Consider the following 13,351-nt stretch of genomic DNA (forward strand, 5'->3'; position numbering starts at 1 on the left):
GGCTCAGATCAGCCCCGAGAGCGGCGAGGACGGCTCGGCGTACATGCGCTTGGGCATCCGGCCGGCCAGATAGGCCTCCCGCCCGGCGATGACCGCGTGCTTCATCGCCCGCGCCATGCGGATCGGGTCCTTGGCCCCGGCGATGGCGGTGTTCATCAGGACGGCGTCGCAGCCGATCTCCATCGCCAGCACCGCATCGGACGCCGTGCCGACGCCCGCATCGACGAGCACCGGCACCTTCGCCTGCTCGATGATCAGGCCGAGGTTCAGGAAGTTCTGGATGCCCCGCCCCGAGCCGATCGGGGCGGCCGCCGGCATGATGGCCGAGGCGCCGGCGTCCTCCAGCTTCTGCGCATAGACCGGGTCGTCCGAGCAGTAGACCATCACCTGGAAGCCCTCCGCCACGAGCATCTTCAGCGCCCGCAGCGTTTCCTCCATGTCGGGCAGCAGGTGCTTGGTGTCGGACAGCACCTCCAGCTTCACCAGGTCCCAGCCGCCGGCCTCGCGGGCCAGGCGTAGGGTCCGCACGGCGTCCTCGCCGGTGAAACAGCCGGCGGTGTTGGGCAGGAAGGTGAAGCGGTCGGGCTTCACATGGTCCACCAGCATCGGTTGGCTGGGGTCGGAGAGGTTCACCCGGCGCAGGGCCACGGTGACGATCTCCGCGCCGGCTGCCTCGGCCGCGGCGGCGTTCTGGGCGTAGTCCTTGTACTTGCCGGTGCCGACGATGAGGCGGGAGCGGAAGGTCCGGCCCGCCACCGACCAGGTGTCCTCGACCTGCGCGTTGCCGTCCATCTCAGCCGCCTCCGATAAAGTGCACGATCTCGATCCGGTCGCCGTCCGAAAGCGCGGTCTGCGCATAGGCCGAGCGGGGGACGATTTCGAGGTTCCGTTCCACGGCCACCTTGCGCGCGTCCAGGCCCAGCTGCGCCACCAGACCCGCGACGTCGGCCACGCCCTGGAAGGCGCGCGCTTCGCCGTTGAGGATCAGGTTCATGCAGGCCTCCGGTTGGGATGCTTGTGACCCGCCGCCCTGCCCGTTACAAGACGCCGGAATCGACGGCGGAGCCGAATGTCGAAACCGATCTATGTGTTGAGCGGCCCCATTTCCAACCTCCGCGCGGATCGCGCGCCGGAGACCTGCGGGGCCGAGCCCCTTCGACCGCGCCACCGTCGCCACACCGAAACCGAACACTGAGGCTGCGCCGGGCGTTACCGGCGCATCCCCTTTGCTGAACAAGGGCTAATCCATGGCTAGCAGTCCCAAGGCTCCCGCCGATCCGTTCGACGCGCGCCTGGTGCGCAAACTGGCCGACATCCTCACCGACACCGGCCTGTCCGAGATCGAAGTGGAGCACGGGGAACTGAAGATCCGCGTGGCCAAGACCCTGACCGCGGCGCCCGTGCACTACGCCGCCGCGCCGGCTCCGGTCGCCCACGCGCCGGCCCATGCGCCCACGGCCGCCGGTCCCGCCGAGGCCGCGCCGGCCGAGCGCATCCGCGGCGACGCGGTGAACTCGCCCATGGTCGGCACGGTCTACCTGCAGCCGCAGCCGGGCGCCGACCCGTTCGTGAAGATCGGCGACACGGTCAGCGCCGGCCAGACGCTGATGATCGTCGAGGCCATGAAGACCATGAACCCGATCCCGGCGCCCAAGGCCGGCAAGATCGTGGAGATCCTCGTGGCCGACGGCCAGCCGGTGGAGTTCGGCGAACCGCTCGCGGTCATCGAGTAGATCGATGTTCGAGAAAATCCTGATCGCCAACCGAGGCGAGATCGCGCTCCGCGTCCACCGGGCGTGCAAGGAGATGGGCATCTCCACCGTCGCCGTGCACTCGGAGGCCGATTCCGGCGCCATGTGGGTGCGGCTGGCCGACGAGAGCGTCTGCATCGGCCCCGCGCCGGCGGCGAAGAGCTACCTGAACATCCCCTCGATCATCGCCGCGGCGGAGATTACCGGCGCCCAGGCGATCCACCCCGGCTACGGCTTCCTGTCCGAGAACGCCCGCTTCGCCGAGATCGTGAACGCCCACGGCTTCACCTTCATCGGGCCGAAGCCGGAGCACATCCGGATCATGGGCGACAAGATCACCGCCAAGCAGACGGTGAAGGAAGCGGGCATTCCCGTGGTGCCCGGCTCCGACGGCGGGATCACCACTGAGGAGGAGGCCTTTGCCGCGGCCAAGGAAATCGGCTTCCCGGTGCTCATCAAGGCGGCCGCCGGCGGCGGCGGCCGCGGCATGAAGGTGGCCAAGACCGAGGCCGACCTCGCCGAGGCGGTCGGCACCGCCCGCTCCGAGGCCAAGGCCGCCTTCGGCGACGACGCGGTCTACATGGAGCGCTACCTCCAGCGGCCGCGGCACATCGAGCTGCAGGTCGTGGCCGACAGTCACGGCAACGTCGTCCACCTGGGCGAGCGCGACTGCTCGCTGCAGCGCCGCCACCAGAAGGTGCTGGAGGAGGCCCCCTCCCCGGTCATCGACGCCGCCGCCCGCGCCCGGATCGGCAAGGTGGTCGTCGATGCGGTCCGCGCCATCGGCTACCTCGGCGTCGGCACCATCGAGTTCCTGTACGAGGACGGCGAGTTCTTCTTCATCGAGATGAACACCCGCCTGCAAGTGGAGCATCCGGTCACCGAGGCGATCACCGGCATCGACCTGGTGCGCGAGCAGATCCGCATCGCCGCGGGCGAGCCGCTGTCGTTCCGGCAGGAGGAGGTGGTCTTCGAGGGCCACGCCATCGAGTGCCGGATCAACGCCGAGAACCCGAAGACCTTCACCCCGTCGCCGGGCCTGGTGACCGACTTCCACGCCCCGGGCGGCCTGGGCGTGCGCATGGATAGCGCGCTCTACGCCGGCTATTCGATCCCGCCCTACTACGACAGCCTGATCGGCAAGCTGATCGTCCACGGCCGCGACCGCGAGGAATGCATCGCCAGGCTCTGCCGCTGCCTCAACGAGGTCGTGGTCGCGGGGATCGACACCAACATTCCGCTCTTCCAGGAGCTGATGACCAATCCGGACATCATCAAGGGCGATTACAACATCCACTGGCTGGAAAACTGGATGAAGGCCCAGACGGCGGCCTGACGGGGAGCTCTTGCGCGGCGTCCTGATCCTCCTCTTCGTCGCGCTGCTCGGCGGGGCGGCCCACGCCCAGGCGCCGGCGTCGAGGTTCGTCACCGTCTCCGACGGGACGCGTATCCACTACCTCGAGGCGGGCGCCGGCACGCCGGTCATCCTGCTCCACGGCAGCACCGGGACGGCACAGTCCAACTACGTCACGACCGGGATCCTTCAGGCGCTGGCGGCCAATCACCGCGTCCTGGCCCTGGACTTCCGCGGCCAGGGGCGAAGCGACCGCCCGGCGACGCCGAAGCGATACGCGTCGGACCGCTTCCCGCAAGACGTGCTCGAGATCATGGACCAGTTGGGGATCGGGAAGGCCCATCTCGCCGGCTACTCCATGGGCGGGGAGATGATCGCCCCCCTGCTGGCCCTGGCGCCTGAGCGGATCATCACCGCCACCTTCGGCGGCTCCGGCCTGCTGGAGCCCGACCGGCGGGCCGACGCCGCCGCCCTGGCGCAGGACCCGAAGGGCCGGGATGGAGACCCGCCGCCGCTGGCGCGCAGGCTCTGGGTCGAGCGCGACCTCGCGGCGCTGCGGGCCATGGAGCAGGGTCGGCGCGCGCAGCCGCCCACGACCCCGCCCATCGATCCGCGCAAGGTCACCTTCCCGGTGCTGGCGATCATCGGCGAATACGACACGCCGACCCGCTTCACCGCGCTCATGAGGCGCAGCCTGCCCGACTTCCGGCTGGTGGTCCTGAAGGGGCGCGACCACGCGACGGCGCTGGCCGACCCCGGCTACAGGCAGGCTCTGGTCGCCTTCATCAACGCCCACGACCCCCCAGCCCCCCAAGATCCATGAGCACCGGCTTCGGACCGCGCGATCTCCTGGCCTGCTACGCCCGCGGGGTCTTCCCCATGGCCGACGCGCGCGAGGACATGCGGGTCTTCCTGATCGATCCGGAGCGCCGCGGCGTGATCCCGCTGGACGGCTTCCACGTCTCCAAACGGCTGGCGAGGACCGTGCGCTCGGACGTCTTCGAGGTGCGCGTGGACACCGCCTTCCGCGAGGTGGTGCAGGCCTGCGCGGAATCGAAGCCCGGCCGGACGGAGACCTGGATCAACCATCCGATCGAGCGCCTCTACGTGGGCCTGCACGACCAGGGCTTCGCCCACAGCGTCGAGTGCTGGCAGGGCGGCGAGCTGGTGGGCGGCCTCTATGGCGTGGCGCTCAAGGGGGCCTTCTTCGGCGAGAGCATGTTCAGCCGCGCGCGCGACGCCTCGAAGGTGGCCTTGGTCCACCTGGTGGCGCGGCTGATCGCCGGCGGCTACCGGCTGCTCGACGCCCAGTTCATGACCGAGCACCTCGCCCAGTTCGGGGCCGAGGAGATTCCCCGCCGCGAGTACCTGAAGCGGCTGGACCGGGCCCTCGCCGTGGACGGCGACTTCTACGTGATCGGCTCTTCCACCGGCGCCGCGGCGGGCGGCGGCGGCTCGGCCTTGGGCGGCGGCGCGACCGGAGCGGCCGCCTTGGGCGCGGGCGTCGACGCCGCCTTGGGCGCCGGGGCCGGCGTGGCCGGCGACCTGGCCGGGGGCGCGGCGACCGCAGCCTTGGCCGGTGGGGCCGCGGGTCTCACCGCCGGCGCGGCGGCGGCCATCGGGCGGGTGGGCGCGGCCGCCGGGGCCGACGTCAGCGGCCGGGCGGCCCTGCAGGTGATCAGCCAGGCGTCGTAGCTCGGGTGCTGCAGCGGGTTCAGCCCCGGCGAGGAGGCGTACATCCAGCCGCGGAACGCCTGGCGGGCCGGCGGCGCAGGCTTGCCGGGCGCGGGCCTCGGCTGTGAATCGACGGTCAGGTAGGCGATCGAATCATCGATCGGCTCGTCCGGCGCCGAGCGCTCGCAGGCGCGCACTGTGAACACCAGGTTCTTGTAGCGGACGGGCCGGCCGACGGCCGCCTCGAAACGGAGGGTCTCGGCGGTGACCTTGTCGAGGGCCTGCAGGATGGCGATGTCGTAGCGGGCGCGGCGGACCGGCGTCTCGGCCGGCGTCTCCACCACCTGCGCCTTGGGCGGGGGCGCGGGGGCGACCTCCTTCTCCGAGATCGGCGGCACGACCATGGGCGCCGGCGGCGCCACGTCGATCGGGGGCGCCTCCTCGGCCACCGGCGCGGCGGGGCCAGGGGTCGGCAGCGGCGCGGGCGTCTGACCCTGCTGCGGCGCGGGCTGCGCCGACACCAGGCCTGCGGCCGCCATGCCGGTCAGCGCCAGGATCCAGGCGGCGCGCTTCAGCAGACGGGGCGGGACGAGTCGGGGCACGGCCGCGATTATTCCGGCGTCCAGGCCTCGTAGTCGCCTGTGGCCCTTTGGCGCTCCCCACCCCGGGCCAGAGAGCCCTTGGGACGATAGGCGTAGATGGTGCCCGACAGGTTCGGCCGGTGCTCCTTCTCCCACGCCTTGCGCGCCAGCGGCGCTTCGGTGGGCGGCTCGTCGAAGGTATAGTGCAGCCAGCCGTGCCAGTCCGGCGGCACCTTCGAAGCCTCGGCGTAGCCGTCGAAGATCACCCAGCGCCGCCGACGGTTCTTGTCGTAGCTGTCGCGGTCGTCCTTCGCCTCGTAGTAGCGGTTGCCGTACTCGTCCTTGCCCACCAGCCGTGCGCGGCGGGCGATGGTGAAGTGGATGCCGGGCGTGGCGCCGTTCCACCAGGTGAAGAGGGTCTTGAGAAGGTTCGACAAAGGACGGCTCGACTGCTCTGGGGAGGCTTGAACGCGCGCGGACTATAGGCGGCGCCCCTTGGGGCGTCCAGCGGCGCAAGAATGCCCGCGGAACGCCAAGATGTTGGGGATGAACCGGCTTGCGACCGCAACATCTATTGCTCGCACCTGAAACACCCGCCTACCCTTCCGCGATGGGAGTCGGATGATGGGCGATGGTGCGTGGCGGGCGGGAATCGAAGGCCGGGTGCTGGAGCTCTCCAGCGGCCTGGTCGAGCTGCAGGCGCCCGCCGCCTGGACCGACGCGCGCGCCGAAGCCTGGCTGGACTGGGCGGACGGAGAGGCGAACGTGACGGAAGCCATCACCCACTATGTTGAGGCGCTGGCGTTGCAGGCGCAGGCCCGCGGGATCGTGAAGGACGCGCGCGGCCGGGGCCGCTTCCGCGATGAGCTGGCCGAGGCGCTGGCGCGCGGCGTTCTGGCCATCGGCGCGCCGCCGCAGGGACCACGGCCGCTGGTTCTGGGCGCCACGGCGCCGCACCTGAGCTCCGCCCTGGCCGCCCTGACCGCCCAGCACCGCGGCCAGGCCGCCGCCCGGGCCGCGACGCAGACGCTCACCGGCAAGCTGCAGGCGGTGATGGACGCCATCCTGCGCTGCGAGGGCGACCCGGAGGCGTGCGCCGACCCGCAGAAGAACGCCAGCCTGGCCCGCGCCGCCGAGGCCGCCCGCGCCGCTGGGGCCGACGACGCCATGATCCTCGAGGCCATGGCGCTCGCCCGCGCCGGCGAGAGCGCCTGGACCGCCGAGCCGCTGGCGGAGGACGCTCACCGCCTGCGCCTCGCGGTGGCCGCCTCCAAGCGCGACCTGAAGGGCGACCTGGGCCGCGAGATCGCGCTCGCCGCCTGGACGACCGGCGCCGTGGCCGTGGCGCCCGGGCCGGACGCCGCCGAGCAGGTGGCCGCCCAGGAGGCGGGCCTCCGCGGCGGCGTGAACCTGATGGCCCTGTGGTCCGACGACGCCTTCGACATCGAGGCGTTCGAGGCCGCCGTCCGGCTGCTGGGCCAGGCGCTCGCCGCCACGGCCGACGGGCCGGCGCTCCTGGGCTTGGCCGGCCTGCACGAATGGCTGGTCGCCCACGGCCTCGACTATGACAGCCCCGAGGGCCGCGAGACGGCGCGGGAGCTCTATCTGGCGGCCGCCAAGGCGCTCGAAGGCGTGCCGCTGGAGGGCGGCCTCGCGGTCTTCTCCGATCCCGAGCTGTCGCTGCGCCTGGGCGGCGGCGGCCTGGCCGGCGCCCCGTGGACGGGCCCGGTGACCTGCGCCGAGACCGCCGATGGCGAGACCATGCGCGTCGTCTCCGACGCCGCCCTGCGCGGGCTGTCCGCCATGGGCGCGGACCTCGGGGAGGCGCGCGCCGTGCTGCTCGGCGCCGGCGACCTCGCCGCCGCCCCGGCCATCGACCACCGCGCGCTCGCCGCCCGCGGTTTCACCGACCACGAGATCGCCGCGGCCGAGGCCGCCCTGCCCTTCGTCGGGCGGCTGGAGGACGCCTTCGTCCCGGCCGTGGTCGGCGAGGGCTTCGTGCGCGACGTGCTGGGCGCCACGGCCGAGCAGCTCGCCAATCCCCGGCTCGACGTCCTGGCGCTGGCCGGCTTCAGCAAGGGCGAGGTGGCCCAGGCCCAGGCCTACGCCCTGGGCGCCGAGACGCTCTCCGAGGCCGCGTTCCTCGCCCCCGCCCAGCGGCGGGCGTTCCGCACCGCCGAGGAACTCGGCGAGGCTCCGGCACGGGCCATGCTGACCGTCCTGCAGCCGGTGCTCGCCTTCGCGCCGGTGCTGGAGATCACCCTGCCCTGGGCCGCCACCGTGGACGACGTGCTGGCCGCCTTCGCCGCGCCGCTGCCGGTCCGGGTGCGCCGCGCCGCGCCGCCGGCCGACCTCGCGCTCGACATCCCGGTGGTGGCCGAGGCCCGTACCGCCCGCGAGGCGCCGCCCGCGCCCGAGGAACGCATCGTCGAGCGTGTGGTCGAGCGCGAGCGCGTCCGCCGCAAGCTGCCCGACCGCCGCAAGGGCTACATCCAGAAGGCGGCCGTGGGCGGCCACAAGGTCTACATCCATACCGGCGAGTACGACGACGGCGAGCTCGGCGAGATCTTCATCGACATGCACAAGGAAGGCGCCGCCTTCCGCTCGCTGATGAACAACTTCGCCATCGCGATCTCCATCGGCCTGCAGTACGGCGTGCCGCTCGACGAGTTCGTCGACGCCTTCGTCTTCACCCGCTTCGAGCCGGCCGGGCCGGTCACGGGCAACGACACGGTGAAGTCGGCGACCTCGATCCTCGACTACATCTTCCGGGAGCTCGGGGTCTCCTACCTGGGCCGCCACGACCTCGCGAGCGACGACCCGGGCGCGCTGAACGCCGACGGCCTGGGTCACGGGAAGGCCGACGCCGTGCCCACCGACGAGCCGCAGCCGGCCTCGCGCTTCATCTCCCGCGGCTTCTCGCGGGGCGCGGCGCCGGACAACCTCGTGTTCCTGCCGACCCGCTCCGGCGGCGCGGCGCGGGACGCGGCCGAAGTCTGCGCGGCCTGCGGCGACATCGCCGTCGTGCGCAAGGGCTCGGCCCTGATCTGCGAGACCTGCGGGGCCCGCGCGGCCCGGACCGGCGAGGACCAGGCGACCTAATCCTTCAAGAATTACCGCGAATTAAGTGGCGCCCGCGGGTCGAACCGCTCACATGGCGAGGTAGTCGCAAGGATTTTGCCGCGTAATGAGCCGACTGAGCCCCCTGCTGACCGCCGCCGCCGTCCTCTGGCTGGCCGCGCCGTCCGTGGCGTCGGCCATGACCTTCGGTGAGAAGGAAGTGGCGCGGGTGAACTCCTTCGGCGGCTCCTGCGTGAAGTGCGAGCTCTCCGGGCGCAACATGGAAGGCGCGCGGATCGTCGGCGCCGACTTCTCGGGCGCGGCGCTGGTCGGCGCGAACCTGCGCAGCGCGCGCTTCCATGCCTCCAACTTCGCGGGCGCCGACCTGTCGCGGGCGGACCTGTCCGACGCCTCCATGGCCGGGGCCGACTTCTCGCGGGCCAACCTGTCCAGCGCCAAGCTGCGCGCCACGGAGGCCGACGGCGTGAGCTTCGGCTCCGCCAACCTGACCCGGGCTGACCTCTCGGACACCCAGGCCACCGGTGCGAACTTCCGCAAGGCGGTCCTGACCCACGCCACGCTGCGCGCCGTCGAGATGCGGGGCGGCATGTTCAGCGAGGCCGAGCTGACCCGGGTGAACCTCTCCGACGCCGGGCTGCAGGGCGCCAACTTCAGCCGCGCGGTGATGCAGAGCGCGGTGCTGCGGGCCGCCGAGATGCATGGCGCGAACCTCAGCCGGGTGGACGCCCAGGGCGCCGACTTCCGCGATGCGGAGCTGAACGGCGCGGTGCTCTCGTCCGGCCGCTTCACCCGGGCCTCGTTCCGCGCGGCCGACCTGACCGGCGCGGTGCTGTCGGGCGGCAGCTTCGACGGGGCGGACTTCCGTGACGCCGACCTCACCAAGACCCTGATCGCCGGCGTGGACCTGTCGAAGGCCCGCGGCCTCGACCAGGACCAGATCGACGAGGCCTGCGCCGACAGCCGCACCAAGCTGCCGGCGGGCCTGACGGGCCGCAGTTGCAGCAGCGTGCGCTTCGTCGTGCACCGCAAGCCGGCGAAGCCCGCGCGGCCGCCGGCCCCGCCCGCGCCGCCGGCTCCCCCGGCGCCGCGCTACATCGTCTCGATCCCCTAGGCCTTGATCGGCGGGGCCAGGCGGATGTGCAGCTCCTTGAGCTGCCTGTCGGCCACCTCGGACGGGGCGTTCATCAGCAGGTCCTGACCCTGCTGGTTCAGCGGGAAGGCAATGACCTCGCGGATCGCCGTCTCGCCGGCCAGCAGCATGACGATGCGGTCAATGCCGGGCGCCAGGCCGCCGTGCGGCGGCGCGCCGTGGCGGAAGGCGTTCAGCATGCCGCCGAACTGCTCCTCGACCACGTTCGGCCCATAGCCGGCGATCTCGAAGGCGCGGATCATGATCTCCGGCAGGTGGTTCCGGATCGCGCCCGAGCACAGCTCGTAGCCGTTGCAGACGATGTCGTACTGGTAGGCCAGGATTTCCAGCGGATCCTTGGTGTTCAGCGCTTCCAGCTCGCCCTGCGGCATGGAGAACGGGTTGTGCGAGAAGTCGACGCGCTTCTCGTCCTCGTTCCACTCGAACATCGGGAAGTCGACGATCCAGACGAACTCGAAGCGGTTCTCGTCGATCAGGTTGAGGTCCGTGCCGACCTTGGTCCGGGCGGAGCCCGCGAACTTGTAGAAGACCTTCGGGTCGCCGGCGACGAAGAAGGCGGCGTCGCCCTGGCCGAGGCCGAGCTGGCCCATGACCGCGGCGGTCTTCTCCGGGCCGAGGTTCTTGGCGATCGGGCCGCCCCAGCCGCCCTGGTCCTCGGACCAGAAGATGTAGCCCAGGCCGGGCTGGCCCTCGCCCTGGGCCCAGCTGTTCATCCGGTCGCAGAAAGCGCGGCTGCCGCCCTTGGGCGCAGGGATCGCCCAGACGGCGTTCTTGGCGTCCTCCAGGATGCGGGCGAAGAGGCCGAAGCCGCCGCCGCGGAAGTGGTCGGAGACGTCCTGCATGACCAGCGGGTTGCGCAGGTCCGGCTTGTCCGAGCCGTACTTCGCGATCGCCTCGCGGTAGGGGATGCGCGGGAACGGGTACGGCGTCACCGACTTGCCGTTGGCGAACTCCTCGAAGACGCCGTGCATCACGGGCTCGATGGCCGCGAAGACGTCCTCCTGGGTGACGAAGCTCATCTCCACGTCGAGCTGGTAGAACTCCAGGGAGCGGTCGGCGCGGAGGTCCTCGTCGCGGAAGCAGGGCGCGATCTGGAAGTAGCGGTCGAAGCCGGCGACCATCAGCAGCTGCTTGAACTGCTGGGGCGCCTGCGGGAGCGCGTAGAACTTCGACGGGTGCAGGCGCGAAGGCACCAGGAAGTCGCGGGCGCCCTCGGGGCTGGAGGCCGTCAGGATCGGCGTCTGGTACTCCAGGAAGCCCTGGCCGATCATGCGGTTGCGGATCGACTGGATGACCTTCGAGCGCAGCACGATGTTGCGGTGCAGGGTCTCGCGGCGCAGGTCCAGGAAGCGGTTCTTGAGCCGGATCTCCTCCGGGTAGTCGGGCTCGCCGAACACCGGCAGCGGCAGCTCGGCGGCTTCCGACAGCACGCTCACCGCCGACACCTGCACCTCGACCTCGCCGGTCGGCAGGTTCGCGTTCACGGTCTCGGCCGAGCGCGCCACCACCTTGCCGTCCACCCGGATCACGCTCTCGGCGCGCAGGTGATCGACGAGGTCGAAGCCCGGCGTCGACGGCGCCAGCACGAGCTGGGTCAGGCCGTAGTGGTCGCGCAGGTCGATGAAGATCAGCCCGCCATGGTCGCGCTTGCGGTGGATCCAGCCGGACAGCCGGACGGTCTGGCCTTCATCGGCGGCGCGAAGCGCGCCGCAGGTGTGAGTGCGGTAGGCGTGCATTGCTCAGGAAAATCGAGTGATTTGAGAGGCGCGGAAGGGCGCACGCACACCCCCGATTGTCAAGCAATGCCGACCATCCGGCGCCCTATCGCTCCGGGTGCGTGAGCGCCTGGTAGGTGAGCGTGCGGGCCGCCGCGCCGAGGTTGTCGCCGCCGGTGCCGCCGAGCCGCTGGATCATGCCCACGAAGACGATGTCGTTGGTGGGGTCGACCCAGAACCAGGTGCCGGCCGCGCCGCCCCAGCTCATCGAGCCCTTGCCCTCCAGGGAGCCGGCGACGCGGGGCTCGTTGACCACCATGAAGTCGAGGCCGAACCCGACCGCCTCGTTGAAGCGGGCCGCCGTCGTGCCGTTGGAGTTCACCAGCACGTCCTTGGGGATCATGTTGGCGCCCATCATCTCCACCGACGCCGGCGAGAGGATGCGCACGCCATCGAGCTCGCCCTTGTTGGCGATCATCTGGGCGAAGCGGGCGTAGTCCATGGTCGTGCCGACGAGGCCGCCGCCGCCGGACTCCATGCGCGGCGGCTCCAGGTAGGTCGGCAGGTCGGAGCCGAACAGGCGCTTCGCCTCCTCGATCTTCCCGGTGTCCTTGTTGCCGACGTAGACGGGGGCGAGCCGCGAGGCCTTGGCGGGGGGCACGTAGAAGGCGGTGTCGACCATCTTCAGCGGCCTGAACAGGCGCTGCTCGAGGAACTGGCCGAGGCTCTGGCCCGACAGCTTCTCGATGATGTAGCCCTGGATGTCGACGGCCGAGGAATAGTACCAGCTGGTCCCCGGCTGATACATCAGCGGGATCTCGGCGGTGCGCTGGATCATCTCCTGCATGGTCCCGCCCAGCACGCCCTTCTCGCGATAGAGCTTGTCCACCGGATGCTCGTCGCCCAGGCCGTAGCCGAAGCCGGCGGTGTGGCTCATCACCTCGCGCATGGTCGGCGGACGCTTCATGTCCTCCAGCGTCATGACGCCGTTGGCGTCGATGCTCTTGACCACCTTCAGGTTTTTGAACTCCGGCACGTACTTGGTCACCGGATCGTCCAGCCGCCACTTCCCCTCCTCGAAGAGGATCATCATGCCCACGCCGGTGATCGGCTTGGTCATCGAGTAGATGCGGAAGATGGTGTCGCGGCTCATCGGCTCGCCGGTGGCGAGGCTCTTCTTGCCGTGGGTGCGGAAGCTGACGACCTTGCCGTGGCGGGCGAGCAGCGTGGTCATGCCGGCCACCCGGCCGTCGGCGACGACCTTGGCCATGTAGGCGTCGAGCTTGGCCAGGCGCTGGGAATCGAAGCCGAGCGCCTCGGGGCTGGCGGCGGGGGCGAGCGCGGCGGCCGGCGCCTTGCGGGCCTGGGCGAGCGTGGCGGTGGCCGGCGCGAAGGCGAGCGCGAACGCGGCCGTGGCCGCCGCGAGGCGGTGACAGGAAAGCATGCCGATAGTCCCCCCGAACAGTTGTTGGGAGGAGCTTACGGGGCGGCGCCCGGGGCGCAAGCGCGAGTGCGTTTCAGCGGCGAAACGAGGAAGGAACCACGAAAGGCACGAAAGACACGAAAGGGGGCCGCGCCGAGAGTTCGGGGCTGGCGGGCGTGGGCGGACATGTACCGCGCGCCGGCGGCGCGCAGGGTGAGACAGGCGAGGCCCCGCATGAGGCCCGCCTTTCGTGGATTTCGTGGCTTTCGTGGTTCGTCGCGCGTCAGCGCGCCTGCGGACGCCCCTTGGATCCGTCATCCCCGGGCTTGTCCCGGGGATCCATGATCGCCGGGCGGGGAGTCATGCGGCGGCGCGCGGTGTTCATGGATGGCCGGGACAAGCCCGGCCATGACGATCGTTCTGGGATCGGGCGAGGGTCAGGAGGAGTCGGCGGGCGCCGGCCGGGCTTCGGCGGCCGGGTCGCGGATGTCGTAGAGGAGGCCGGCGTCGAGGCCGATGGCGTCGCAGGCCTCGATGACCAGGATGTCGAAGTCGGCCTCGAGGAGGTCGGGACGCTCCCCGGCGTCGGCCAGGAAGGCGTCGAGCCTGCCCCAGAGCGGGT

General features: G+C 71.3%; 12 protein-coding genes and 1 pseudogene. 6 read left to right on the forward strand and 7 right to left on the reverse strand.

Annotated elements, in window-relative coordinates:
• Positions 1-3: 3 nt before the first annotated feature.
• Positions 4-792, reverse strand: a complete 789-nt coding sequence (locus VM685_RS02750) for a thiazole synthase (RefSeq protein WP_325458577.1) — start codon at positions 790-792, stop codon at positions 4-6.
• Between the two features lies 1 nt (position 793).
• On the reverse strand, positions 794-994 hold the full coding sequence (gene thiS / locus VM685_RS02755; RefSeq protein WP_325458578.1) for a sulfur carrier protein ThiS: 201 nt from the start codon (positions 992-994) through the stop codon (positions 794-796).
• 253 nt (positions 995-1,247) lie between these two features.
• Here thiS and accB point away from each other — a divergent pair, with 253 nt between their 5' ends.
• The 4 genes and pseudogenes from accB to aat all read left to right on the forward strand — a co-directional run.
• Complete coding sequence (accB, locus tag VM685_RS02760; protein WP_325458579.1) at positions 1,248-1,733, forward strand: acetyl-CoA carboxylase biotin carboxyl carrier protein; 486 nt, start codon at positions 1,248-1,250, stop codon at positions 1,731-1,733.
• Positions 1,734-1,737: 4 nt separating this feature from the next.
• Positions 1,738-3,087 (forward strand): acetyl-CoA carboxylase biotin carboxylase subunit, encoded by a 1,350-nt coding sequence (accC, locus tag VM685_RS02765; RefSeq protein ID WP_325458580.1) that lies wholly within the window; start codon positions 1,738-1,740, stop codon positions 3,085-3,087.
• 10 nt (positions 3,088-3,097) lie between these two features.
• On the forward strand, positions 3,098-3,928 hold the full coding sequence (locus VM685_RS02770; protein WP_325458581.1) for an alpha/beta hydrolase: 831 nt from the start codon (positions 3,098-3,100) through the stop codon (positions 3,926-3,928).
• Positions 3,925-4,560, forward strand: a pseudogene (aat, locus tag VM685_RS02775) (leucyl/phenylalanyl-tRNA--protein transferase); the annotation flags it as partial. The gene VM685_RS02770 and the pseudogene aat, both read left to right, overlap by 4 nt.
• On the opposite strand, the gene VM685_RS02780 reads toward aat, so the two are convergent.
• Together VM685_RS02780 and VM685_RS02785 are read right to left on the reverse strand one after the other, a co-directional pair.
• Entirely contained in the window at positions 4,515-5,318 is an 804-nt protein-coding gene (locus VM685_RS02780; RefSeq protein WP_325458594.1) for a DUF2155 domain-containing protein, read from the reverse strand. The pseudogene aat and the gene VM685_RS02780 sit on opposite strands and share 46 nt — an antisense overlap.
• A 71-nt stretch (positions 5,319-5,389) precedes the next feature.
• Positions 5,390-5,797, reverse strand: a complete 408-nt coding sequence (locus tag VM685_RS02785; RefSeq protein WP_325458582.1) for an NADH:ubiquinone oxidoreductase subunit NDUFA12 — start codon at positions 5,795-5,797, stop codon at positions 5,390-5,392.
• A gap of 187 nt (positions 5,798-5,984) precedes the next feature.
• On the opposite strand from VM685_RS02785, the gene VM685_RS02790 reads away from it, so the two are divergent.
• Complete coding sequence (locus tag VM685_RS02790) at positions 5,985-8,462, forward strand: ribonucleotide reductase (RefSeq protein WP_325458583.1); 2,478 nt, start codon at positions 5,985-5,987, stop codon at positions 8,460-8,462.
• An 85-nt stretch (positions 8,463-8,547) separates the two neighbouring features.
• Entirely contained in the window at positions 8,548-9,552 is a 1,005-nt protein-coding gene (locus VM685_RS02795; RefSeq protein WP_325458584.1) for a pentapeptide repeat-containing protein, read from the forward strand.
• Here VM685_RS02795 and aspS read toward each other — a convergent pair.
• From aspS to VM685_RS02810, 3 genes are all read right to left on the reverse strand, one after another.
• Positions 9,549-11,327: an aspartate--tRNA ligase gene (gene aspS / locus VM685_RS02800; protein ID WP_325458585.1), complete on the reverse strand. Its 1,779-nt coding sequence runs from the start codon at positions 11,325-11,327 to the stop codon at positions 9,549-9,551. The two genes, VM685_RS02795 and aspS, sit on opposite strands and share 4 nt — an antisense overlap.
• Before the next feature lie 85 nt (positions 11,328-11,412).
• Entirely contained in the window at positions 11,413-12,750 is a 1,338-nt protein-coding gene (locus VM685_RS02805; protein WP_325458586.1) for a serine hydrolase domain-containing protein, read from the reverse strand.
• Positions 12,751-13,166: 416 nt separating this feature from the next.
• A partial coding sequence (locus VM685_RS02810) for a hypothetical protein (RefSeq protein WP_325458587.1) occupies positions 13,167-13,351 on the reverse strand: 185 nt, incomplete at its 5' end.

The organism is Phenylobacterium sp. (assembly GCF_035539035.1).
Taxonomy (GTDB): domain Bacteria; phylum Pseudomonadota; class Alphaproteobacteria; order Caulobacterales; family Caulobacteraceae; genus Phenylobacterium.

Bases quoted from the DNA above. Each gene is read 5' to 3' on its own strand.
- VM685_RS02750 (WP_325458577.1), bottom strand. From the start codon at position 792: ATGGACGGCAACGCGCAGGTCGAGGACACCTGGTCGGTGGCGGGCCGG.
- thiS (WP_325458578.1), bottom strand. From the start codon at position 994: ATGAACCTGATCCTCAACGGCGAAGCGCGCGCCTTCCAGGGCGTGGCC.
- accB (WP_325458579.1), top strand. From the start codon at position 1,248: ATGGCTAGCAGTCCCAAGGCTCCCGCCGATCCGTTCGACGCGCGCCTG.
- accC (WP_325458580.1), top strand. From the start codon at position 1,738: ATGTTCGAGAAAATCCTGATCGCCAACCGAGGCGAGATCGCGCTCCGC.
- VM685_RS02780 (WP_325458594.1), bottom strand. From the start codon at position 5,318: ATGGCGGCCGCAGGCCTGGTGTCGGCGCAGCCCGCGCCGCAGCAGGGT.
- VM685_RS02790 (WP_325458583.1), top strand. From the start codon at position 5,985: ATGGGCGATGGTGCGTGGCGGGCGGGAATCGAAGGCCGGGTGCTGGAG.
- VM685_RS02795 (WP_325458584.1), top strand. From the start codon at position 8,548: ATGAGCCGACTGAGCCCCCTGCTGACCGCCGCCGCCGTCCTCTGGCTG.
- aspS (WP_325458585.1), bottom strand. From the start codon at position 11,327: ATGCACGCCTACCGCACTCACACCTGCGGCGCGCTTCGCGCCGCCGAT.
- VM685_RS02805 (WP_325458586.1), bottom strand. From the start codon at position 12,750: ATGCTTTCCTGTCACCGCCTCGCGGCGGCCACGGCCGCGTTCGCGCTC.